Below are 25,477 nucleotides of genomic sequence, written 5' to 3' on the forward strand. Positions count from 1 at the left end.
GGAAAAAACTATGATGGATATAGATAATACATCAGACTCTATAAAAGGTAAAGACAAAATCGAAGGATATATCTCAGAATTTTTATCCTATCTAAAATTTGTCAAGCGAAGGGCAGATTCTACCATATATGAATATAAAAAAATATTGAACGGGTATAAAAAGTTCGTTCAAAAGTATGGTTTTACTCGAGGCTGCTTTCTTAAATATCTTGAAGAGATCTCAAATCTATCTCAAAGAACGATAAAACTTAGGATAGTTGTTATAAAATCTTTTTTAAACTATCTATACGAAAATGATGAAATATCTGGTAAAAAATATTGGAAAGATGCAAATGCAAAGATCCCGAGTGATATTCCTAAAGGTTTGACAGAAAATCAAATAAAAGTTTTTTTCTCCATTATTGAAGATAAATTTGACAAAACTTTCTATTCATTGCTGTTAAAAACAGGTTTAAGAATTTCAGAAGCCTTATCGTTAGAAAAAGAACAGATTATTTTTTATGATGACCATGCCGAACTTGTTATAAATGGGAAAGGGAACAGAGTAAGATATCTAAAGATTTCAAAACAATACGCAGAACAGTTAGTTACCTTTGCGGAAGAAAGCACCCCGAACGGGGTTCAAGGTAAGAAGTATATCTTTTCAAATGACAACGATGTCCCCATAACTTCTAGAACTATGGAAAGAAGATTCAAAGATTACGTTGTAAAAGCCAACAAAAAGATAGATCAATTAAGGGCAAAAGGCTATAACAATATAAATTATATTAACGCAACACCTCATGCTCTAAGACATACTTGTGCCAAAAGGCTATTGAATTCAGGGAAAAATTTGGAAGAAGTTCGATACATACTTGGACATACAACCATCTCAACTACCGGGATATACGTTAGATCTGATAGCCATAGTTCAGTGTTAGATCAAATATAAAATTGAAACTTATACTATCTCTTAAAAAGTTCCCCGCAAAGATGGGGAACTTTTTAATAAAATTTAAAGAAAAAAATTATTTTTTATTGTTTATTATATATTATTTTTTATGATGTATAGATATACTTAAGAATGTAAGATATATTTATTTTAAAAACAATTATATCATTTAAATATAAATATTTTTAAATATATATCCTTTTTGTAATATAAATTAATATTTATATTGTATATTGAACTATAAGTATTGATTAATAATAAAATAAATCAAAAATGAACTAACGTTTCAAATTTATCATATGACAAATGAAAAGCAGATGATTTATTAGAAATTAGAAGAATAATTTCTGTCGGAAAACCTAAGTTTTCCGACATAGTGAATTAAACAATCTAAAGTTACTAATTTAAACCTCTAAAAACCTTTATCTATGCTAATTACACATTACCTCTTTGTAAAAAGGCCTGAGAGCCTTTGAAATTTTAAATAAATATGAAAACTAATATATTAAATTTAATTCTTAAAATTAAGCGTTTTACGAAGACCCTTTTCTTTAGGACGTGTTAGATAAAAAATTTTACCTTCATTTAAGATGAAAATTTAATTTTTCCTCTTTATCCAGGAATACATTTTATATACATTGTATATTTATATCATTTTGTATATATTCACAAAGCTACACTAACTAACATACTGGTTCTTTCCACTGATTGTTGAACCCTACCCATTATCCTCAAGAAAAAGATCTTTCTGTCTCAACATCTCAAATTTGTTTCTTCCATACATTATCCTTTTGATAACTTTTACTTCATTCACAGAACCTTCTGCTAGTCAATTGTTGTATTCATATATGATAGCATTTCTAACCGCTTGCATATCTCTTTCCAACCTTTTCGTTCTTTTGAATTTTGGCTCCACAAAGTCAAGAGGTTCAGCAAACGTCTTTTTCTTACACTCTTTGTTTTCACAGAACATCTTTCTTCTTATTACAACTATCGTTGTTTTTTTTACCTTGTATCGGTAAATCTTGAAAGCTTCTTTCATACCTTGAATGTACTTTTTTGGATGGCTTCCCACAATACGGACAGGTTACTTCTTTTTTAGTTGATTTCACCCAAATCGTTATTCTATCTCCTGATACCTCATGTTTAACGTATTCTAAGTTCTCATCCAACAACTTAACTATTTCTTCCATTCCCCTCATCCTCTTTTAAGTGATTTTCATCAATTATATTACCAGAGGCTAATCAAGTCAATCGTTGATGGAAAGAACCACTTTTCGTTTAGTAAGTGCAAATAAAAGCTTGTTTAGATTAGAAAACAATATCAAATATATTTTTTATGGTAATTTTTTTATAGGAAATTATTTCTTCTGCGTAATCAGTATTTATTAATGATCCACAATATTTATCTTTAGCAAGAACTTTTTGAAAAATTCGAGTGTTGGAATATGTCTTAACGCGAGAATTATCTTGAATAAGTTGACTTCTATATTTAGACAAAATATTCAATTTCTCTTCAATTACTGAAGATATATCTATAAACATTGATCCCTTTCCATTATACAAGTTTTGAGAATAAAAAAAGAGATGTTTACACGTATGCTGTTCGCCCAGCTCAGGATATATGTTTAATCCAGCCTTATATATCGCATTTTTTACTAACAAATAAGACTCCAAATGGTCAGGATGTTCATCAGTATAATGAGAAGTTAAAATAACGCCCGTAGTATACTCTCGTATAATCCGAATAATTCTCTTTTGTTGATCAATAACGGTATGTTGAATATTAGCATCTTCAAAAAATAGACATTTTGTACTAATATTTTTATACCTATTTTCCACAAATTTAGATTCTTTAAGTCTTTCAATTTTATCGCCGTTACTTGAATGCTCCCCAGCACTCAAATTGATGATTTTAATTTTATATTCATTAGCATGAAGTAAAATAAAACCACCGATGGAAATTTCTGCATCGTCCGGATGGGGAGAAAAGATAAGAATGTTTATCAAAAATATGTCACCTCCTTTCCTCTGCTTGAATAAATTTTTATTTTCTCCTTTTGCTCTTTTTCATTTTTTCTCGCTCTTCTATTTCTTTATTTCTTTTCTTATTGATGATGAAGTCTATCTTACTTTTCATAAAATTCTCTTCTCGTTTTAACTTAATGAAATTTTTATATCTATCCTCACTTATTATTCCGTCTTTTACCCCTTTTAATACAGCACATCCTTTTTCAACTGTGTGGGTGCAATTCCTAAATTTGCAATGTAAACTCAATTCTTCGATGTCTGAAAAAGCGCTGTTTGAATTGTAACTACTCCATAAAGAAACCGAACTTAAGCCAGGGGTATCTATTATACATCCTAATCCTTCTCCGAGATAAATAAGTTTTCTGAAGGTTGTAGTATGTTTGCCTCTTTGAGTTTTTTTACTAATTTCTCTTGTTTTGAATATCTCCTGAGTTTGACAGTTACAAAAATGTAAGAATTCTAAAACAGGCATGAATAATTGCAAAAAAGCGTTTTTTGCTTTCTCTGTTTTCCAAAAGTGTCACTACATGCCTTTCTTTTCCTTTATTTATCGGTGTTTTAGACTTATACTTTTGCTTTGCTCCTTTCTAATCCTTTATTTTCCTTATTTTCGTTCTGTAGTTTTAGTTTCTCTACAAATTCCTCATATGGGGTTACCACTTTTGGAATTGGTATATTAAGTATCTTCAATATCTTCTGAGCTAAAAGATTCATGTTAGTCCTAATGGCAAAATGTTGTTCGTTGGGTTTAATATCTATGTATTCCATGTTTTTAATCGCTTCTCTTATCTTTTCGTGTGAGTATTCTATATTGTTCCTTTCTAGTTCTAATTCTAGCGTTCTTTGCATTATGTAAGATACAAAACTCATCACTATGTGTCCCTTTATCCTTTTCTGTGTCCAATGAAATATTGGTCTTGTTTCAAGATAGTTCTTTAGTGTTCTGAAGCTTTCTTCCACTTTCCACAAGGTATGGTATTGCTCTAATATCTGTTTTGGATTCAACTGTGTGTTGGTTATTATTCCATAGTATCCGTCATATTTTTCGTCTTTTTCTATCTTTTGTATATCAAGTGTATAATCTACTTCGTTCTTTGTCTTTAAGTACTTTTTTGCACCTCTTTTGCTTTTTGTTTCTATGTTCCCATCTTTCAACATTTTTTTCGCTTTTTCAATCAATCTAATCCTGTCTTTTCTATCTTTTTCTGCCCTTTCCTCTGAATGTATTATGAGTAATCTTTTACCTTCGTATTCTATTTCTCTGTATTCAATCCCTTTTGCTATTTCAGTGAATCCTCCATCGAATATATCCACCTTTTTTAACTGTTTTATCGATTTACCCACTATGAATTCGTAATCAGAATTCTCTACTATTTCCATATTGGTTCTACTCATCATCCCTCTATCACAAACCACTATTACCTTTCCCAACTGATATCTCTTTTTCATCACCTCTATCGTATCTTTGAACGTATGTCCTTCGAACGTGTTACCTGGGTATATATCAAAACTAACCGGCATCCTATCCCTATCTATCGACATCCCTAGAACCACCTGTGATTCGTTGAACTTCTTATCTTTCGAATACCCCATCTGTAGTAACTCGTTCGTTTGTTGTGTCTCAAAGGCTAACGTCGTTACGTCGTAAAACACTAAGTCTACTACAGAATTGAATAAACTCATCCTTTGACGGTACAGATGTTTCTCTAACTCTTCCTTCTTCTGCGCTAACACATCTAGCGTCCTGTACATCCATTGTAAGGCTATCCCTTCTTCGCCTGTTTCTGCCTCATCCATCCTTGAACTCCCTTCGGGGCGTTTCCTTTTGAATCCGTAATAATCTAACTCGTTGAATATTCCCAACTTACTTTTTGGTTCTATTATTCTGTTCATAACCATTATTTTCAACAAATCTTCCACATCGAACCTCGCCTTTTTATCCATCTTTTCAAAGAACTTATCCATCTCATACCTTTCAAACAATCTATCAACTATTACTTTTACCCCATAATTCTTCTTATCAGGTGCTTCCTCAACACTATTCAAATTCACATAACCTTTTATATCATATATCTGTACGAGTTTATCGACAATATTTTCCACTTCTTTTCTACTGATAGTATCGATTCTACCCAAATTAGCGATTATCTTTTGTTTGTTCTTACCGTTTTCACGGTAACTTTCTACTATTCTTAAGTATTCTTTCCCTTGATTGTTTTTTACGGTTCTAACATACATCCAAATCATCTCCCAACCTCATAATGTCTTTAATATTATACCACAGAAATATTATGAAGTCAAGAGAATAATATAATTAAAAGAGAAAAAAGTGTCACTACATCAAAAAATTTTTTTCAAAAAAATAGGTGTTTTATCCCCTCAAACCCGCTTTCTTCCGTTCGGTTTACTGAAAAATCGTCTCTCAACTGTCAAAGTCAGGTATTATACATCCTAATCCTTCTCCGAGATAAATAAGTTTTCTGAAGGTTGTAGTATGTTTGCCTCTTTGAGTTTTTTTACTAATTTCTCTTGTTTTGAATATCTCTTTACCAGCAATGTGATTGATTAAGGTTGATTTACCAACACCGGATGAACCTATAATTACGGAAGTAGTTCCTTCAAGTAAGTAAGGAAGAAGTAATTTTATGCTAGAATCTTCGTAGATACTTGTTGCTATCACTTCAAGATTAGGATAAAGTTCCTTTATTTTTTTAATATTCTTTTCAACATTTTCTGCAAGGTCTTTCTTCGTAAGCACAAGAAGGCTCTTAGAATTTGGGCAAGAGAAAGCATATAGATATTTTTCCAATAATCGTAAGCTAAAATTCTCATCAGTTGACATACAAAAAATTATATAATCCACGTTACAAGCAATAATTTGTTCTGAAAATTGTTTACCCCTCATTTTCCTGGAGATCCTATTTTTTCTTCGAAAAAGGTGATCAATTAAAACTTCTTTTTCATTACCTGTATATTGAATAGAAACCCAATCTCCCACATATGGGAATTCTTTTGCATCTTCAATTTCATAGCTGTATCTCCCTTTAAGTTTCCCAATCAATTCACCCTTTGGTGTCATAACAAGATAATTTTCTTTACTGACAAAGGTGATTCTACCAATATTATCATTAATTGGACTATCTCTAAAAAAATTAAAATAACCATATTTCTTCATTATTTCTTCAACCATTAAAAATCCTCCTTATTACAAATTCATTCTTTTGGTTTTGCTATGTCTTTTAAAATAGAGGCTGATAAAAAGTACATTAAGAAAAATCCTCCTGCTGATAATATTAATGTCCAGTAAATAGGATAAAAATCATTCATAATTCCATATATCATCTGTCCAAGAGGAATAGAGATAGTAGCAAGAAGATTGACTATGGAGATAACCCTTCCTAAAAATTTAATTGAGACTAATGTTTTAAACATAACTGATGATGCGATATTCATAATTTCTATTATGGCAACAATTATACCGCTAGCTATGCATAAGATAATTATTGTTGAAAGTTGACCGAGAATTTGAAAGTAATTGAAAATGACAATGGTGGCTAAGACTGTAAAACCAATAGTAATTCCGAAGATTAAGGGAGGTAATAAATTAGCGGCGTCTTCTTTTTTTAGTAATTTCATGGCTATAAATGGAGCTATTAAAACCATCACCGATAAAATAGCCTCGTAACCACCAAATACTATATCAGAGACATTCAATTTATTTCTTAAAAAAAACACTAAGCTTATGTTGAAAGCGGAGGTGAGGAAAAAGTTTGTCAGTGGAGCGAGGATTACTAATTTTCTTAAGAATGGTTCTTTTTTTACAAGGTTAACCCCATCTAAAAAATCTTTCCAAATTGTATTTTTAACGTTTTCTTCACCATCTTTAATATCCTGAGTATGCATAAAAAGAAGAAGCACAGATCCGAGGAATGATATAACGCCTGCCATTATTAGTCCTACACCTACTCCAATGGTGGCATAGAACGTTGCTGCTAAAAGAGGACCAATAATCCCCACTATCCCTTCATCAATATCTGCAAAAGAGGTCGCCACACCTATTTCTTCTTTTTTTACTATAAGGGGTATTATTCCAACGGATGAGCTACTATAAAATGTTTCAAATGTTTCCAATAATATGACTAATACATAGATTATCCAAATAGTTAAAATAATTCCTGATTCATGAAGTATTCCAAATAAGGCTATTGTGACTCCTGAACAAAGCCCTAAAAAAAACATCCAGTTTCTTCTGTCGAAACGATCCCCAAAAACTCCTGCAATGGGGGAAAATAACAATCTTGGAAAGATAGTTATGGATAGCATAGTTGCAAAAAGAGTAGCAGAACCTGTTGTATCCAAAACATACAATGAAAGCATAAATTGAACAATGTTGCTTGCTGCCATAGTAAAAGCACTGCTAAACCAATAGAACATATAATTCCTGTTGTGAAATAATTCTTTCAACTTTTAGACCTCCTAAAAAGTACGTGTATAAGCAATTGAGTAACTTTTTATATCCCATCGGATCTTAAAAAGAGACTCATCTTTTTAGAAAGGTCTATTTTTACAAACCGAAGGGATAGCCGACTTTCGAATATTTGCTATTAGTACACATAATATATTCATATTCAGCATAGAACCACCCCCTTTTTCGGTTTTTATTCAAACTTAGATATATTATACAACGTTTTTCCCTATGAACTTATTTCAGATGTTATTTCCTTATTTTTTCTGTAGCAACTCTTTTCCGCACAAGAAAACTTTACATATTGTACTCTTTGCAATTAACTCTGCTCAAGTACCTCATCAACCATTTTTATTATACAGCCATTTAAAAGTTTCTTCTCATGCTCAAAGAATGTTATAATATTAATTGATACCCAAAGTTGAAATTAAAAGGGCAAAAAAGTGAAGAAGTTGAAATACAATTGGAAAGGCCACTGAATGTTAAGGTTGATGTTGTTTCAGATAGAGCTATAAGAGAAGAGTTAAAAGATGAAATATTAAAAGAAGCTATATTAATATGAAAAGAGACTACACTCTTTTTTTAAAAATTTTATAAGTTGGAGAAGATGTATGGCTAAAAGGCAAAAAATTTCTAAGAAAAATACAAAATATAAAATTGAAGTATTAATCGATTTGGCAAAGGGGGAACTACTCAATCACGGCATCACTAACTTCAATTATGAAAAGGTTATCTACGATGCCAAACTCAGCAAATCGACTGTTTATAAAAAGTTTGGAAAAAAGGATGAATTCATAATTTTTGTTATTAAGAATTTATTGGACGATTTCTTCACCCCTTTTAAGAAATACGTTGATGATTTTAACACTTTCCAGGAAGTTCTTGACTATCTATCTAATCTAAACTTCGATGTTCAATCTCTGATGAAAGAGTACCCCATAGATGATCTTTTTGAACACCCTGAAATCACTTCCATCATAAACGATTACTACTATCAACGATTTGGAAAGGTAATCACTGATAAGATCGCTGAATTTCAAAATGCAGGGCAAATAAGAAAGGACATCGAAGCTAAATACATCTTAGAATTTCTTACATCCATTACAAAAGGCATGGGTCTGATGCTCAAAGATCATGATTTTAAAGAAGTTATTAATAATTACAGAAAGTTAATTGAAACAGCCTTAGCTTATAAAATAAATTCTGAAAAGGAGTGAATAATATTAAAACCAAAAATCAGTTAAGATCTAGTAATTTTTTGACCGTCTTGAGTCTCACAATCTTTACTTTAGTTTTTTTTAATGTTAGTACAGTTGTCATAGCTGCTCCAATTTCGAGTAGGGTTCCAATCCCTAGAGATAATGAAGATTCCTCAAAAATACAAATAATAGAACCTTCAAAAATTGCTGAACCTGAAACAAAACCTACTCCTATAGTGCCTTCAGAAACACCCCCCATAACTCCTCAAATCCAAAATGAACTCATTTCAAAATTGGAAAGTTTTCAAGGATTTGTTGGGTTTGAATTGAGAGATCTTGGCACCAGTGAAGTTCTTATCGACTATAATTCAGAAAAATTATTCATTCCCGCCTCAAACACAAAATTAATTACCGCCCTCGTTGCCTTGGAAAGTCTAGGGAATAATTACAAATTCGAAACTAAAATATACCATACAGGGGAAATATCACCGCATTTCAGAGGAAATCTGTATATAAAAGGATATGGAGACCCCGTTTTAACTTCTTTACAATACAAAGAAATACTAAAAAGGGCAACGGTGGATAGGGGAATAAAAAAGATATATGGTGATATTATTTTCGATTATTCCTTCATGACCGAAGAAGGTTTTGGTAGAGGTTGGATGTGGGATGACCCACAACCACAAATCTCGGCAATTAATATTTGGCAAACAAGTCATGAATCTTTTAAATATAAAACAAATTATGAAATAAAGGATTACATTAATTTTCTTACAACATTATTCTTACAAGAAATAGGTGTTGAGTTTTGGGGAGAAATAAGATATGATGAAGTGCCTTTTAACGCTAATCTTCTATATACTAATTATTCTCCACCTCTAATCAATATAATACAACAAATGTTGGAAACAAGCGATAATCAGATAGCCGAACAGATTTTTAGAAATCTTGGCGCTATTTATGGCAATGGGAAAATAGAAGATTCTGAAAATCACTCTAAGAAAGTAATCAAAGAAACCTTAGGATACGACATGACCAATTATGTAATTAAAGATGGCTGTGGATTATCTATGTACAACTTGTTATCTCCAAAGATGATATCTGATACATTATTTTATCTATATTCAAAGTATCAATCTAATTTGTTTGATTACTTAGCATCACCATACGAAAAAAGTACACTTGAAAATCGTTTCAATTTTGAAATTTATGCAAAAACCGGAACTTTATATTACGATTCTGCCATCAGTGGGATTTTCAAATCAAATAGTGGGAATTATTACCTTTTCAGCTTAATGGAAAATAACTTTCCCTTTGATGTTTTGAAGGTAAAAGAGTTTGAAAATTCCATAATCAACTATCTCTATGAAAACTTATAATAACAAAAGGGGGAAGAACTTATGGGTGAAGAGTTCAACGGTTACTACAGATTTCCGACCATTTACAACGATCAAATAGCCTTTGTTGCAGAAGATGACATCTGGGTAGTTCCTTCTTCAGGGGGTATAGCTAGAAGGTTAACCACAAATGTTGGAGAAATCTCCGATCTAACTTTTTCTGAAGATGGAAAATGGATAGCTTTTACTGGAAGAGATGAAGGAGTACCTGACGTATATATAATTCCTTCAATTGGGGGCGTACCAATTAGGTTAACATATCTAGGCCAAAACAGCAAAGTACTTTGTTGGCATAATGGAAAGATAATCTTTTCATCAAACTATGCTCAACCATTTAAAAGGATCACATCTCTATGGGAAGTAGACGTTGAAGATAAGAGGAAATTAAAACAATTAGATTTTGGTATAGCCACTGAAATCTCGTTTGGGAAAGAAAAAGGTGTTGTTTTAGGAAGGAAAACTGGAGATCCAGCTCGATGGAAAAAATACAGAGGTGGAACAGCCGGCGAATTACTGATAGACTTGGAAGGAAACTACAACTTCAGAAAATTGATCGACTTAAAATCTAACTTTGCCAATCCAATATGGATCCAAGACCGAATTTACTTTATCTCAGACCATGACGATGTTGCTAACATATACTCCTGCACAGTTGAAGGGAAAGACCTAAAAAAGCATACACATCATAAGGATTTTTATGTCAGAAACCCAAAATCGGATGGAAAAAATATTGTGTATCATGCCGGTTCGGATATTTATATCTTGAATGTATCAAATAACGTATCAGAAAAGGTAAATATAAAATACTACAGTACCTTACCCCAAAGAAACAGAAAATTCGTTGACCCGACACAGTATTTTGAAGGTTTCTCTATTTCTAAAAATGCTGAGAATTTAATAACTACTCATAGAGGCAAAAGCTTTTATTACAACAACTGGTACGGTCCGGTTAAACAACTTGGAAAAGAAAACAGTGTCAGATATAGACTTACCACATACCTAAATCTAAAAGATGAAGAAAAGGCAGTAACAATAAGTGATGAAAATAATTATGAACATCTCGAGGTGTATGATCTAAAAACTGGTAATTTAATAGATAAACTAGAAGAATATGATTTAGGAAGGGTTATGAATATCGTTGCCTCTCCGAAAGATGAAGAAATTTTGTTAACCAATCAAAGAAACGAACTCATTTTGATTGATTTGAGAAACCATAAGAAGATTGATGTGGATAAAAGTACCATTGGTCCCATTAATGGATATTCTTTCTCTCCAGATGGTAGGTGGATTGCTCATTCAAAGTTCATAAACAATAAACAGGCAGCTATTATGATATTCGATAAGGAAAAAGGAGAGATACATCAAGTTACAAAACCTATTCTCATAGATGTAAACCCCGTATTTGATCCAGAAGGAAAATATCTTTATTTTCTATCTTATCGAATATTCAATCCAATTGAAGATAGATTTCAAATGAATTTAGCATTCGCAAAAGGGACTAAGCCTTATCTTATAACACTCAAAAAAGATATCTTTTCACCTTTTCAGGAAATAATGAAAAAAGAACAAGAAGAAGAGAAAAAAGAAGAAATAAAAGTGGACATTGATTTTGATAACATAGCTGATAGAATTTTACCATTCCCAATTAGCGAAGAAAGATATGTAAACATACAAGCTGCAAAAGATAAGGTTTTCTATACAATTTCTCCCGTAAAGGGTGTATTAGAAAATGAAGAAGATATGCTTAGCGAAGAAGATGAAAAATTAACCTTGAAATACTACGATTTCATTGAAAAAGAAGAGAATACTTATCTTGAGGAAATTTCAGATTTTCAAATTTCCGAGGATAAGGAGAAAATCGTCGTACGGATTGACGATGAATTAAGAGTTCTTAAAACTTCTAACCCTCCTTCTCCAGAACAAGAAAAAGAATGTAAAAATAAATATTCCAGAAAATGTGGTTGGATAGATCTTAATAGGATCAACGTGGAAGTTCAACCACTGTTAGAATGGAGACAAATGCTTTGTGAAGCTTGGCGTCTACAAAAGTTTTATTTTTGGGATAAAGACAAACTAGAAGAAATCGAATGGAATAAAATATTAGAAAAGTATTATCCTCTAGTTGAAAGAATAGCAGCAAGAACAGAATTTTCTGATTTGATATGGGAGATGCAAGGAGAATTAAAGTCATCACACGCTTACGAGATGGGAGGAGAATACAAACCCAAGCCAGTTTATAAAATAGGATATTTAGGGACGGATTTGATATTGGATGAAGATAAAAATCTATACAAGATTAGTCACATTGTCAAAGGAGACATATGGGATGAAAAAAATAAACCTCCATTACTTGGGCCAGGAGTTGAGGTAAAAGAAGGGGATTACCTATTATCGATAAACGGCATTGAAATAAAGGATAAAATACCCAATGAATTTTTGGTAAACTACAGTGGTGAAGATGTTGAAATAGTAGTATCAAGCAGTAATAATATTGAACGTAAGAGAAAGTATATTGTCAAAACGTTAAAAGATGAAACTCCTCTAAGATATAGGGAATGGGTAGAACAAAATAAAAATTATGTTCACGAAAAAACCAATTCACGGATTGGATACATTCATATCCCAGATATGGGTTACACTGGATACGCAGAATTTCACAGAAACTTTTTAAGCGAAGTCAGATATGACGGACTCATAATCGATGTAAGGGTCAATAGTGGTGGCTTTGTATCTTCAATGATTTTGGATAAATTGAATAGAAAGTTTATAGGATACGATCTCTCACCATATAGAGAGGCCGAAGCCTATCAATATGACAGCGTTAGAGGTCCAATGGTTGCTATAACGAACGAGTTTGCTGGTTCAGATGGAGATATTTTTAGTCATTCATTTAAATTGATGAAACTAGGGAAACTTATAGGTAAGAGAACTTGGGGGGGAGTGATTGGAATCTGGCCCAGGAACCCGCTTGTTGATAAAACTATAACAACCCAGCCAGAAATGGCCTTTTGGTTCAAAGACGTTGGATGGGATGTCGAAAATTATGGAACCGATCCGGACATTGAAATAGACATTACACCAAAAGATTATAAAGAAAAAAAAGATCCTCAACTAGATATGGCAATAGAAATAGTATTAAAACAGCTGAAAGAGAATCCACCAATAGCCCCACAAGATATCAAAAAACCATAAATCAATAATCCCTAATAAATGCCGAGCGCACTGCTCGGCTTTTTGTTTAGGGTGCCCCCCTCTCACTTACTTCATGTTTATCATTCAATTGGGAAAGATACGTATTTAGGAATACCATTTTCGTAAGGTGGATAACTTTCTCCTTCAATTAAAGGTTTAGCATAATCGATAAAATGTTGATTCAGACCGTAACCATCATCAGAAATATATTCTTCAGGTAAATATTTGGTATTATTCGCTACTTCAAATAAAGGGACTTTGCCAAATTCTATTTTGTAAGGGTTATTTGAGAGGCGATTAATCGCTACCATGAATCCTGAGATACCATTCAAAGCATATTCTAAGGCCTTTTCTCCCACCATAATCGCTTCATCTTGATCGGTTTTACTAACAATGTGCCCTGCACTTCGTTGGAGGTAGTCAGGTATAGACACATGCACTTTCAAACCTAACCTAGTTAAAATAATATTGGCTACAACCCTTCCAACATCTCCCAACTGCCTGTTTCCAAAACTGTCGGTGTAGCCCATATCGGAAACAAAAGCCCCACTTTTATACCTAATGCCTTCAGAAACAGCTATCGTACAGTAACCATTTCTATTTACCTCTTTTTGAACCTTATTAATAAAATTATCTTCTTCAAAAATTCTTTCTGGTAGCAAAATAATATGAGGCCCAAAATCTCCATTTAACTTAGCCAAAGAAGTAGCTGCGGCAAGCCAGCCTGCGTGTCTCCCCATTGTCTCCATTATGAAAACTTTTGTGGAGTCTTTTGCCATACTACGAGTATCTATGCTGGCTTCCAACATTGAAATTGCCAAATACTTGGATGCAGAACCATAACCTGGAGAATGATCAGTACCGTATAGATCGTTATCTATTGTTTTCGGAATACCTATAACTTTTAAATCGTACCCTATCTTTTTTGAGTACTCGTCGATTTTATGGGCTGTATCCATAGAATCGTTACCACCATTATAAAAGAAATAGCTAATGTTGTAATCTTCGAAAGTTTTAAAAAGTTTTCGAAAACCTTCTTCGTCTCCTTCTTTTAATCTATGCCTGCAGGTACCAAAGGCACTTCCTGGAGTAGTTTTCAAATTATTTACCTTATCGCCAGACTCTTTTGTTAAATCGAACAATTTACCTTCAAGAACCCCTGTAATACCATTTATACCCACATATATTTTATCAATTTGTGGCTCCTTCAAAGCCCTACTTATAAGTCCATATGCAGAAGCATTTATTACGCCGGTAACTCCTCCCGATTGTGCATACATAATATTTTTTTTAGTCAATAATTACACCCCCGAACATTTAATTTAAAACTGAAATGTATGTGTATTTCAGCCTTCTTCTGCAAGTTGTGAAAAATTCTTTTCTTTTATAGAACTCTTATCAGCAGAAAGGATCATTCCAAATCCTTGTGCATTTTTAGCTCCCAATCCAGAATTTAAAGCTAATTTCAACAATTGAGGATCGCCTCTTAAAATGAAATATCCAGTCCATCCTTTTATTATAATATCTTTGTAAAAAAGTAATTTTTCATTTTTTTCTGTTATACCGTAAGGTTCAATATAAAAATTATTATTTCGTATTTCAATTTCTAATGCCGATGCTTTTCTTTTGAGATTTTCTTCAATCAATTTTTTAAAATCTGATGAGTATGGCGAAAAATAATGAGTGTAACGATTCCCGTTTGGTAGAATGATAGTTGAATATGCTGTAATAGGCGAGAGAGTTTTAACAAGCATTTCCTCATCAACTTCATTATTAATAACTTCATACTTCATTAAAGTAAAATAATTTTTTTCTATTCTTACGACCTTTTGTTCATTTATGGAATGTAAAACCGCTTTTACTAATTTATCAATTGGCGAGGCAAAATAAATATTGAAAAAGCCTTTAAATACCATTCTTCTATTTACAACTTTAAAGGAGTTGTGGGGATAAATCCTTGAAAAAGTGAAAAGCTTCAACTTCCTATCTTCAGATCTTGTTCCTAAATCGTGGTACTTCGGCACAGTGTCAGACATTAAATAGTAAAACAGTCCTTGCAAAGGTCTATTGTAATGAACAGGAAGATCGATTTTGTCACCTTCTAAAGCTCCAAAAACCAACTTAATAACCAATAGAATCCCCCCATATAATATTAATATTGAATTTTTAGATAAAACCCTTTGTGACAATGGCACAAAGGGTATGAATTCAAAAAATTAAAATATAGCTTGTTCAGTTTCTTTATCGAAAGCATGTATCATGGATAAATCGATAGCAACTTCGAAATTCTGCCCAGATTTTGCTTGTGTTCGAGGACTTACCTTTGCGGTTATTGATTGCCCACTAATATTTAAATGAAGCAAAGTCTCACTTCCCAAAGGTTCAACGACATCAACGAGGGCTTTTAAAATATTAGACTCATCAGCACCTTCAAAAAAATTCTTATCATAAATATCTTCTGGTCTAACCCCAAATATAACATCTTTATCTATATAATTTTCAAGTAAAGGTGCTTTATCATCTGGTACTTTTATAGATATTCCCTCAGTTTTAAACCAAATACCGTTATCTCTTGATACTTTTACATTTAAGAAATTCATCGGAGGAGTCCCGATAAATCCAGCAACGAAAATGTTGGCAGGATTATTGTATACATCAAAAGGACCTCCGACTTGTTGAATTACTCCTTCATTCATAATGACAATTTTATCAGCCATAGTCATAGCTTCAACTTGGTCATGCGTAACATAAGCAACCGTAGCTTCCAACCTTTTTTGTAATTTCTTAAGTTCGGCTCTCATCTGAACCCTTAATTTTGCATCTAAGTTTGAAAGAGGTTCATCGAATAGGAACACTTTAGGATCCCTTACGATAGCTCTACCTAGTGCAACTCTCTGTCGTTGCCCACCTGATAATTGTTTTGGTTTTCTGTCTAATAAGTGATCAATTCCTAGAATCTTTGCGGCGTTTCTGACCCTCTGTTCGATTTCGTCTTTTGGTGTTTTTCTCAATTTCAACCCAAAAGCCATGTTATCGTAAACAGTCATATGTGGATATAGGGCGTAATTTTGGAAAACCATAGCTATGTCTCTATCCTTTGGTTCCACATCATTTACAACTTTTTGATCGATTTTTATTGTTCCCTCTGTAATATCTTCCAACCCTGCAATCATCCTTAAAGTAGTTGTTTTTCCACATCCAGAAGGACCAAGGAGCACAAGAAACTCCTTATCTTCTATTTCGAAATTTACATCTTTTACTGCGTGAAATCCATTTGGATAAACCTTGTTAACCTTTTCTAATAAAACTTGAGCCATTAAAAAAACACCTCCATCTTTTAATTTTTTTCTGTCTTTAATAACACTAAAACTTGTGTTAGCGCCCCTTCGCCCCGCAGCCCACCCATAAGGAAAAAAGAGTCTATACCATTTACCTCAGAGTTAACCAAAAAGAATGATGAACTCAGTAATCAAAATCCTTAAAAAAATCCTTAATTCGCTGATATTCTTCCACATTTTCTACCTCAAAAAGGGAAATATCTCTAACTTCATCGACAAAATCCATGAGTTTTACAAATTTGTCATAGTTTAATAAAACAACCTTTGGCAAACCGTTTTTGGTTATCACAATGTCTTTATTTTCCACTTCATCAACAACTTGAGATAATTTTGCTTTCGCTTCAGCTAAACTATAAAAGGTAAAGTCTTTTAAATACATTTTTTTCACTCCTTGACTATAATTATAGTCAATTTATTCTAATATGTCAAGGTACGGAATTCAAAGATTTTCTGGCGTAATCAATTCTAAAAGTCTCTAATACTTAATAATCTCAACTAATCGGAATATTTGGATTTTGTATATCTTTTAACTTCTTCAAGATCTTCAATAGATAGGCCAAAATTGGACCAATAAGGAATAATGGTGTTATTTAGAAGCAAAGGATCTATGTTTGGAGATATAACATTTTTTTTAATAAGTTCATTGTATTCAACGGTTCCAGGAATTGGAGTAAATTCGTTTAAATTCACCCTTATTCCGAGTGAATGACAGAAGTCTACAGCTTGTATTACATTTTCCTTATCTTGAAAGGGTAGATTCACTAACACGTAAGCATAAACATCATTCATATCAAAACCAGCATTTTTTAGAGACGTAACTGCTTTTACAAGATCTTCATTAGTTACCTTAAATCCTGTCCCTTTTTGAATATTAAAATCGTAGCTTTCATACCCTAATTTTATGGTCCTAAAATTTGCTTTTTTCAATAACAAGGCTATTTCATCATCAATACGTCGAGCATGTATACCATTGGGCAAATGATATCGAACGTTAAAGGTAGATAAGGCTTTCAACAATTCTTTAATATCTTTTCTTAATAAGAACGCATCGTCGAAAAAAACGACATCTTTTACATAGGGCCTTTTTTTGAGAATATACTCTATGTTATTAATTATTTTGTCAATACTTCTATATTGAAATTTCCACATCTTAGGAGTTACACAATACGTACAATGAAAGGGACAACCTACGGAAGAAATTAATACAACATAAGTGAGATAGGAATCATAAAAATCATAGGTGAGATCAATTTCTTCAAACCAGTTGAAGTTATTTAATTTTGTAAGTTCCTCGTTTAGCAATTCCAAAACTTTCTTTAAAGGAAATATCCCAGTACCTGGAAAGATATTGACTTTAAATTTGGAAAAATTATTTTCTGCATGTTCTGTATACAAGGTGGAATAAACACCACCTAAAAAAATAGGAGTTGATGGAAAGATATTTCTCAAAATTTCGATAGTTTTTTCTCCACCGTAGTACCAGTATGTTAAGGTAATTCCCACTAAGATTGCATCAATTTTATTCTGTTTGTTTATTGTTTCTAACTTACTTTCAAACAATTTTAAAGGCAACCCGTACCTTTTGAATTTTCTTGGGATATTCTTTAATATTGCTGGCTTTTCAACACTTTCATTATAAAATTTACCAGTTCCGTACTTCTTATCTTTTGGGGGCGATTTTGCGATTAAATCTTTATCATGCCTGTCTAACAAATCAACAAAGGTGACATTGTGACCTAAATAAGTAAGTACCTCACTTATGTATAACAACCCTAAGGGTTTAAGCCAAAAATCATATGCGGCAAAATCGTAGATCCAAGGATTAACAACCAAGAAGTTCAAATCGTTGCCTCCTATCGCAATTTTCTAATTTCTCTTGAATAATATAATATTCCCTTTAATGTTAAATAAGGATCGTAATGTTTGAAAATAGATGTTTTAGTTGAGATAAAACTCGTATCTCCTCCTGTCGCCACAACAACAAAATCTCTCTTTCTTTCCTGTTTTATTTCGTATATAAGTCTCTCTATCCCATATAAAGTTGTTTTTATTACTCCTATTTGAATGTTGTCGACAGTATTTTTCCCCAAATGGTATTCAGGAACCTTTATCTCTACCTTCGGAAGTTGAGCGGTTCTTGAAAACAATGAGCTTATGGCTGTCTTAAATCCGGGAATTATCGCCCCACCTACAAAATTACCCCCCTCTAAAACATCGACGGTTATAGCTGTCCCAAAATCTAGAGCAATTACGTTATCGCCATACTCTTCTTTACATGCGATAACGTTACATATTCTATCTGCGCCAATTTCTTTGGGATAATCTACTAAATATGCTATATTATTAATTTTATTATTGGTACTAACAAAAACACTTTCAACATTAAAATATTTTTTTAGCATCTGTTCTAAAATAAAGTTAACATTAGGAACCACTGAAGATATGCCAGCCAATGTTATCTTATTTAGATCAATCTTTGTACGATTTAACAAATTTGATATGACTACAAATAACACATCCTCTGATTCAAAACTACTCGGGCCAATTCTCCAAGTCAAAAACTTACCATCTTCATGTACTCCCAACATTGTATAAGAGTTGCCAACATCAAATAAAATTTCCATTTTTAACCCTTCCTTTCTTTACCTTGACCCCGTTCGGGGAGTTCTCCTTGAACCCCCTTCGGGGCGTTTCTTTATTTTATCTTGTAAGATGCCTTTCTTAGACGGTTCATAACTGCTATACCTATGCCTTTGTCTTCTATACCTTCGATAATCATAGCATCAACTTTTTCATCGTATTGTCTCAACATTTCAAAAAGTTTCACAGCAAATTCATAATAATTTGTTTCACTACCTATAGTGTCAAAATTAATATTATGTTTTTTATAATAGTCAACATGTTCTTTTAAGCATAGAACTATTGGATTTTTATAGTTTTTTACTTCTTCTAAAACTTTCTTCACCATAGTATTTGCATCATCATGTTCAACCAAAATAACAGGGGTGTTAGGAGCATAATGTCGGTACTTCATACCTGGAGATTTTATATAATCTGGTTCTGTTTTTCCATATGCAAATTCTGGAATAGTAATATCTCCAAAAATTTCTTTTAATTTTTCGGGTGGAATGGGACCTGGACGTAATATTATTGGTATCTTTCCCTGAGTTAAATCAATTATTGTCGATTCAACTCCAAACTCTACCTTACCTCCAATTATTATGTAATCAACTTTCCCAAACATATCTTTTAAAACATGTTCCGACATTGTTGGACTAGGTTTACCTGAAACATTAGCGCTTGGTGCAGCTATTGGGACGTCAGCGTATTCTATCAATTTTAAGGCTACAGGATGGGCTGGCATTCTTATGGCAATAGTATCTTTTCCTGCTGTCACAATATCTGGAACGATCCCCCTTTTCTTTAACACAAAAGTAATTGGACCTGGCAATAATCTTTCTATTTTTTCTAAAAGAGTATAAGAAATATAAGTGTACTCTAAAAAAGATTTAACATTCGATACATGAAGGATTAAAGGATTGTCGTAAGGTCTTCCTTTTGCCTCAAAAATCTTTTTTACAGCATTTTCTGACAGACCATTTGCTCCCAAACCATAAACCGTTTCGGTAGGAAAGACAACTGTTTTATCCTCTTTTATCGCTTGAGCAGCTTCTTTAATTTTCTCTTCTTCGATATTTAATGGATCCACTTCAATAACTTTGGTTTCCATAATGAATTCTCCTTTTTCTTTCGACAAATAGAAAAGTCTCCAACTTATATTATACAAGAAAACATCGAAAAAGTGAAATAATCGATTATAATGAGCTCTAATCTCTGTTAAATGTCTCTAAATACAAATATTTACCATTTTACTAAGTAATTAGAAAAAATGTGATATAATTCAACAAAAGTGGGATAAAAAGGGGGATTTTAAATGGCCTCTAGAAAGACCATGTTGGAAGAAATAATAAATGAAATAAACAAAAAAGAAAAAGCGTTGGATGACTCGCTAAAAACCGATGATTTTGGGACTTTCTCAAAATTGTTAGAAGAAAGATTTGAATTACTTAAACAATTAGAACCATTTAAAACTGAAACCTCCGTGAAAAATATCATAGAAAACATCTTAAAAAAAGACTCTGAACGTTCAAAAAGCATAGAAGAAAAGATGAAAAAAATCAAAGGCGACCAATTTAACGTACAGGTGAGTAAAAAAGCTATGAAAAAGGGATATCTAAAGGTCGAAGAATCCTTAAGCCGTCATAAAATTAACAAAAGCGGCTAAATTCTAACTAGAGATCTTTTCTATAGTACTTTGATTTAAAATGTACTTTTTCAACTTCATCATAAACAATTTTTCGTACCTCTTCTAAGGTATCTGCCTTATTTACTATCGATAGTACCCTACCACCATCGGTAAGTAAATTCTCACCATCTTTTTTAACGCCGGAATAAAAGATCTTCGATGTTATTCCAGGTTTAATTGTGATTCTTTCACCTTTTGAATAGGAAAAAGGGTAACCGAAGCTACTAAGCACAAGACACAAAGAAAAACCATCATAAAACTCTATTTTGGTAGTGTTGACTCTTTCTTTTTCAATGGCGTTTATTATATCAATAAAATCAGATTTTAATAAATAAAGAATAGATTGGGCTTCAGGGTCTCCTAACCGCACGTTGTATTCCAAAACATAGGGTTCATCCTTGACCCCGTTCGGGGTGTTTTTCCTTGACCCCGTTCGGGGTGTTTCTTCTTCTATTATTAATCCTATATACAAAAATCCCTTATATAATAACCTCTCTTCTTTTAAACCTTTGACAGTTGGATTAACGATTTTTTGAAAGATTAACTCCATCACTTTTTCATCAATGTCAGGATGAGGTGTTATCGCTCCCATACCTCCGGTATTCGGGCCTTGATCATTTTCCAACAGTTTTTTATGATCCTTCGAAACAATAAAAAATGTATAATTTTCACCATCCATCAACAAGAAAACAGAGGCTTCAAAACCTTTTAAGAATTTCTCAATAACAATTTTTTTACCAGATTCACCAAATTTTTCTTCTTTCATAAGTTCATTTATTGCTAGGAAAGAATCTTCGTAAGAATTACATATAAAAACACCTTTCCCTGAAGCTAAACCATCGGCTTTTATCACAAATGGATACGAAGCCTTCTTAGAATATTCAAGAGCATCTTTCAACTCAACAAATGTGTTAAAAGATGCTGTTTGAACGTTATGTCTTTTCATAAAACTCTTTGCGAATATCTTACTACTTTCTAATAGAGCAGCTTTTTGGTTGGGACCGATTATTTTTAAATTTGATTCCTCAAACTTATCAACTATTCCCCTTGCTAAATACTCTTCTGAGCCAACTATGGTTATATCTATATTATTATTCTTAACAAAATTTATAATTTCTTCTATGGATTCTATTTTTACACATTCACATTTATTTTCTATAGATATACCATCGTTTCCAGGGGCTACAAACACCTTTTCTATATCTTTACTTTGTGACAACTTCCAAGCTATTGCATGTTCCCTGCCACCTTTGCCTACTACCAATACTTTCATTATTTTATTTCCCTCCCAACATCAAAAAGAAAGATCTACTACACCATCAAATTACCTTTACCTTGTTTTTTTGATAAATACATTTTTCTGTCTGCAATTTCGATGATCTCTTTATAACTATTAACTACTTCCTCACAAGTACTTAATCCCGCACTAAAACTTATCTTTGGTTCGAAATTTTGTGTTGCATCATAAATCCTTTCTACAATCTTTATACCAATCTCTGTTGAAATACCAGTCAATAAAATTATAAACTCGTCTCCACCATATCTATAAACCCTGTCTTTATTTCTGACAGTATTCAATATTAATTGAGAAAACTTTATAAGTATTTCGTCACCAAACTTATGACCATATTTGTCGTTTATATCCTTGAAATCATCCAGATCTATAAATACTGCACAAATATTTTCTTTATTCTTTTCGAAATTGTCCAAATCATAAAATAATTTGGAATGATTAAAAAGTCCCGTTAAACTATCTCTATCAGCTTGATCTTTAATCTCCATAAATTTTTGTGAATGCTCCAACGCCAGTGAAACTAACTGAGCGAAACCAGATAAAATGTTCAACTCTTCTTTAGAAGGTCTTAAATTATTCTCAGGTGAATCAAGAGATATATACCCTATAATGTTGTTTCTTTCATCTCTCAAAGCCAACAATAATAAATCATTAGGATCCCACAAATTTTGATTATCTTCTAAGTAATCTATACTCACTTCATCTCTAGGTTGAAAGGTATAAGTTTCGCTTATTTTATTAGCGTGAGGAATAAAGTAGGTATCTTTATAATTATACTTTTCGTCCATGAATTTAAGAATTTCAGATATAGGAACCTCTTGAGTTTTAATTTTTTCATACATTTCTTTTTTTAGTCCCCGCTGTGCTATTCTTTCAACTTTGTTACTCTTATAGTTAAACAAACTAATAAGAACATATGAGTAGCCCATATTTTTCTGCATTATTTCAGCTATTTGATCGAGAATTTTCTCTGAGGATACTTTCAAGGAAAGTTGCCTAATGACATTGCTTAAATTAACAATCACATCATTTAATTTTCTTATTCTTTGGGTTCTCAAAGCCAGATTTTTTTTATCGTTCCTTGTTTTGGCTATCAGATAAAAGAGGAGTAATATCAACAAATTCACAGAAATTATCATGTACTTAAAAGGAGAAAACTCAAACTGTAAATACAAATAAGAAAAAGGTAAAAGACTCAAAAAATAAAGGTATTCATACATAAACACCGAAAAATTAAAATTTTCCTTTCCTTCAACTATCAAGCTGTTAATAATTTTAGAAATAGTCAAAAATAAAAATATAGAAAGAAAGGGATTAAATCTATAAGAAATCAGGGCCGATAGCGAATAGCTTGTTGAGAACACAAGAGCTCTATATATCTTCCTACTTATTTCTGGATGTTTGGTCTTACTGAAAAGAATGACTAAAGATGAAATTAAAATGTATTTAGGCCCCAACAAAAAAGCATATACAAAACCCACGGTGTTAGAAACCAACCTATTACGGTCATTCCAATAAACCCTTATATTATCAGAAATAGCGGTTAACGCTATAACCATTAAAGTATCTATTAGAGCAATATTTTTAAAGCTTGCATCTGGTAGTAAAAATAAAAGATAAAAAGAAAAAATAGTTATACACAGTAAAGTAAAAGTTTTGATTTTTACATTCATATTAATCACCCATTTTTAGTATATCAAAAAATGGGTGATTTGTATACTACAAATTAAAAAAATTTATTATATATGTTTAAAATGTCTCATTCCAGTAAATACCATAGCTATTCCATATTTGTTACATGCCTGAATAGACTCATCATCCCTGATTGACCCTCCAGGTTGGATTATTGCTTTTATTCCATATTCTGCAGCCTTTTCTACTACATCACTAAAAGGGAAAAATGCATCTGAAGCTAAAACGTCCCCACCCTTTCCTTTACTTCTTTCGAGAGCTTGAATAGCAGCCCAGATTCTATTGGGTTGGCCAGGCCCTATGCCTGTGGTTGCCCTATTCTTTGATACAACTATTGCATTTGACTTAACGTGTTTTACCGCATTCCATGCGAACAAAAGTTCTTCTTTGATTTCTTCTGGGACTTTAGTATCTGTTACAATCTTAAATTCATTTATAACCCCTCTATCAACTTCCTGAACAAGAATTCCGCCATCAACAGATACACATTCATACGTATCAATAGGCTTAGAATTCATCTTCAAAATTCTTAAATTCTTTTTCTTTTTTAACATATCTAAAGCCTCTTCATCGTACTCTGGAGCCATTATTACCTCAAGAAATATTTTTTTTAGTTCAAGTGCGGTTTCAACATCAACTTTCCTGTTGAAAGCAACTATTCCGCCGAATATAGAAACCGGATCACATGAATAAGCCTTCTTGTATGCTTCTAAAACACTATCTCCTAAGGCAATACCGCAAGGAGAACTGTGCTTTAAACAGCAACATGCTATATCTTCAAATTCATTTACAGCTTTCCATGCAGAATCTGCGTCTCTTAAATTGTTAAAGGATAACTCTTTCCCATTTAATTGATCAAATGAAGTCATAGCCCCGCTACTCAAAGTATTTTTGTAAAAAATGGCACTTTGATGAGGATTTTCACCATATCTCATTTGATAGCTTTTTTCAAATGGAACCGTTAAAAATTCTTGAAAATCATCCTTATCTTTCAATTGAGCATTTAAATAATTACTTATACAGCTATCATAAAAGGCGGTTAAATTAAAGGCTTTTGAAGCTAAGTACATTCTATATTTTTCATCAAACTCTTCTCTATTTTTTAATTTAGCTGATATATTTTCTAAATCAGATTCATCTACTACAACTAGGACATTTTTGTAATTTTTAGCCGCAGATCTTATCATTGTTGGTCCACCTATATCTATAAATTCAATCAGCTCATTTAAACCAACATCAGGTTTGTTAGCTACTTCTACAAACGGGTAAAGGTTAACATAAACAAGATCTATCGGTTCTATATTTAAATTTTGGAGAGTTTCCATATCTTGTTTATTCTCTCTTCTGGCCAAAATACCTCCATGTATAAAAGGATTCAAAGTTTTAACTCTTCCATTTAATATCTCAGGAAAATTTGTGATTTCTTCAACGGGGGTAACTTCAATTCCATTTTCCTGAAGTTTCTTTGCAGTTCCTCCCGTTGAAATAACTTCTATTCCAACTTCTTGAAGAGTTCGCGCAAAATCAACTACTTTTTCTTTTTTGTAGGTGCTTATCAATGCTCTTTTTATCACTCTAATACCTCCCAGGTTATTTTTGTAAAAAATTAACTTTAGAAACTCTAAAACATGC

23 protein-coding genes are annotated in these 25,477 nt (G+C 32.3%); 6 read left to right on the plus strand and 17 right to left on the minus strand.

Annotation, left to right across the window (positions count from 1 at the left end):
• Positions 1-10 precede the first annotated feature (10 nt).
• A complete protein-coding gene (locus X929_RS07620) occupies positions 11-931 on the plus strand; it encodes a tyrosine-type recombinase/integrase (protein ID WP_103067427.1) in 921 nt (306 codons plus the stop codon).
• Between the two features lie 829 nt (positions 932-1,760).
• Here the strand turns inward: X929_RS07620 and X929_RS09625 are convergent.
• The 7 genes from X929_RS09625 to X929_RS07650 form a co-directional block, all read right to left on the minus strand.
• Entirely contained in the window at positions 1,761-1,904 is a 144-nt protein-coding gene (locus X929_RS09625; RefSeq protein WP_158245236.1) for a hypothetical protein, read from the minus strand.
• Positions 1,894-2,124, minus strand: coding sequence for a transposase family protein (locus X929_RS07625; RefSeq protein ID WP_158245237.1), 231 nt, complete (start codon positions 2,122-2,124; stop codon positions 1,894-1,896). Before X929_RS07625 ends, X929_RS09625 begins: the two co-directional genes overlap by 11 nt.
• 118 nt (positions 2,125-2,242) lie before the next feature.
• Positions 2,243-2,941: a PIG-L deacetylase family protein gene (locus X929_RS07630; protein ID WP_169925004.1), complete on the minus strand. Its 699-nt coding sequence runs from the start codon at positions 2,939-2,941 to the stop codon at positions 2,243-2,245.
• Between the two features lie 37 nt (positions 2,942-2,978).
• Complete coding sequence (gene rsgA / locus X929_RS07635; protein ID WP_103067429.1) at positions 2,979-3,434, minus strand: GTPase RsgA; 456 nt, start codon at positions 3,432-3,434, stop codon at positions 2,979-2,981.
• 92 nt (positions 3,435-3,526) lie between these two features.
• The gene (locus X929_RS07640; RefSeq protein ID WP_425440346.1) at positions 3,527-5,200 is read right to left on the minus strand and encodes an IS1634 family transposase; all 1,674 of its coding nucleotides are present in this window, start codon (positions 5,198-5,200) and stop codon (positions 3,527-3,529) included.
• 184 nt (positions 5,201-5,384) lie between these two features.
• Positions 5,385-6,152 (minus strand): GTPase RsgA, encoded by a 768-nt coding sequence (gene rsgA, locus X929_RS07645; RefSeq protein WP_103067431.1) that lies wholly within the window; start codon positions 6,150-6,152, stop codon positions 5,385-5,387.
• 23 nt (positions 6,153-6,175) lie between these two features.
• The gene (locus X929_RS07650; protein WP_103067432.1) at positions 6,176-7,426 is read right to left on the minus strand and encodes an MFS transporter; all 1,251 of its coding nucleotides are present in this window, start codon (positions 7,424-7,426) and stop codon (positions 6,176-6,178) included.
• 422 nt (positions 7,427-7,848) lie between these two features.
• Here X929_RS07650 and X929_RS09725 point away from each other — a divergent pair, with 422 nt between their 5' ends.
• Genes X929_RS09725 through X929_RS07665 form a run of 4 tightly spaced genes read left to right on the plus strand, consistent with a single transcriptional unit; the run spans position 7,849 to position 13,215 of the window.
• Positions 7,849-7,989 carry a hypothetical protein gene (locus X929_RS09725; protein ID WP_169925005.1) on the plus strand — a complete coding sequence of 47 codons (141 nt, stop codon included), beginning with the start codon at positions 7,849-7,851 and terminating at the stop codon, positions 7,987-7,989.
• Positions 7,990-8,038: 49 nt separating this feature from the next.
• Positions 8,039-8,644: a TetR/AcrR family transcriptional regulator gene (locus X929_RS07655; RefSeq protein ID WP_103067433.1), complete on the plus strand. Its 606-nt coding sequence runs from the start codon at positions 8,039-8,041 to the stop codon at positions 8,642-8,644.
• Positions 8,641-10,005 (plus strand): D-alanyl-D-alanine carboxypeptidase/D-alanyl-D-alanine-endopeptidase, encoded by a 1,365-nt coding sequence (locus tag X929_RS07660; RefSeq protein WP_103067434.1) that lies wholly within the window; start codon positions 8,641-8,643, stop codon positions 10,003-10,005. Before X929_RS07655 ends, X929_RS07660 begins: the two co-directional genes overlap by 4 nt.
• 21 nt (positions 10,006-10,026) lie before the next feature.
• Complete coding sequence (locus X929_RS07665; protein WP_103067435.1) at positions 10,027-13,215, plus strand: S41 family peptidase; 3,189 nt, start codon at positions 10,027-10,029, stop codon at positions 13,213-13,215.
• Positions 13,216-13,295: 80 nt separating this feature from the next.
• On the opposite strand, the gene X929_RS07670 is transcribed toward X929_RS07665, so the two are convergent.
• From X929_RS07670 to X929_RS07700, 7 genes are all read right to left on the minus strand, one after another.
• A complete protein-coding gene (locus X929_RS07670; protein ID WP_103067436.1) occupies positions 13,296-14,513 on the minus strand; it encodes a 6-phosphofructokinase in 1,218 nt (405 codons plus the stop codon).
• A 48-nt stretch (positions 14,514-14,561) separates the two neighbouring features.
• On the minus strand, positions 14,562-15,347 hold the full coding sequence (gene cas6 / locus X929_RS07675; protein ID WP_103067437.1) for a CRISPR-associated endoribonuclease Cas6: 786 nt from the start codon (positions 15,345-15,347) through the stop codon (positions 14,562-14,564).
• 84 nt (positions 15,348-15,431) lie between these two features.
• On the minus strand, positions 15,432-16,532 hold the full coding sequence (locus tag X929_RS07680; protein ID WP_103067438.1) for an ABC transporter ATP-binding protein: 1,101 nt from the start codon (positions 16,530-16,532) through the stop codon (positions 15,432-15,434).
• Positions 16,533-16,677: 145 nt separating this feature from the next.
• A complete protein-coding gene (locus X929_RS07685; protein WP_103067439.1) occupies positions 16,678-16,932 on the minus strand; it encodes a type II toxin-antitoxin system Phd/YefM family antitoxin in 255 nt (84 codons plus the stop codon).
• 116 nt (positions 16,933-17,048) lie between these two features.
• Positions 17,049-18,395 (minus strand): B12-binding domain-containing radical SAM protein, encoded by a 1,347-nt coding sequence (locus X929_RS07690; protein WP_103067440.1) that lies wholly within the window; start codon positions 18,393-18,395, stop codon positions 17,049-17,051.
• An 11-nt stretch (positions 18,396-18,406) separates the two neighbouring features.
• The gene (locus tag X929_RS07695; RefSeq protein WP_103067441.1) at positions 18,407-19,177 is read right to left on the minus strand and encodes a type III pantothenate kinase; all 771 of its coding nucleotides are present in this window, start codon (positions 19,175-19,177) and stop codon (positions 18,407-18,409) included.
• Between the two features lie 71 nt (positions 19,178-19,248).
• Positions 19,249-20,283, minus strand: coding sequence for an L-threonylcarbamoyladenylate synthase (locus X929_RS07700; RefSeq protein WP_103067505.1), 1,035 nt, complete (start codon positions 20,281-20,283; stop codon positions 19,249-19,251).
• A gap of 204 nt (positions 20,284-20,487) precedes the next feature.
• On the opposite strand from X929_RS07700, the gene X929_RS07705 reads away from it, so the two are divergent.
• A complete protein-coding gene (locus tag X929_RS07705) occupies positions 20,488-20,838 on the plus strand; it encodes a hypothetical protein (RefSeq protein WP_103067442.1) in 351 nt (116 codons plus the stop codon).
• A 7-nt stretch (positions 20,839-20,845) separates the two neighbouring features.
• Here X929_RS07705 and purD read toward each other — a convergent pair whose 3' ends face one another.
• The 3 genes from purD to purH all read right to left on the minus strand — a co-directional run bounded on the left by purD (position 20,846) and on the right by purH (position 25,419).
• Positions 20,846-22,132, minus strand: coding sequence for a phosphoribosylamine--glycine ligase (purD, locus tag X929_RS07710; RefSeq protein ID WP_103067443.1), 1,287 nt, complete (start codon positions 22,130-22,132; stop codon positions 20,846-20,848).
• Positions 22,133-22,170: 38 nt separating this feature from the next.
• Entirely contained in the window at positions 22,171-23,826 is a 1,656-nt protein-coding gene (locus tag X929_RS07715) for a sensor domain-containing diguanylate cyclase (RefSeq protein WP_103067444.1), read from the minus strand.
• 66 nt (positions 23,827-23,892) lie between these two features.
• Complete coding sequence (gene purH, locus X929_RS07720) at positions 23,893-25,419, minus strand: bifunctional phosphoribosylaminoimidazolecarboxamide formyltransferase/IMP cyclohydrolase (RefSeq protein ID WP_103067445.1); 1,527 nt, start codon at positions 25,417-25,419, stop codon at positions 23,893-23,895.
• Between the last annotated feature and the right edge of the window lie 58 nt (positions 25,420-25,477).

The organism is Petrotoga olearia DSM 13574 (assembly GCF_002895525.1).
GTDB classification, from domain to species: Bacteria; Thermotogota; Thermotogae; order Petrotogales; family Petrotogaceae; genus Petrotoga; species Petrotoga olearia.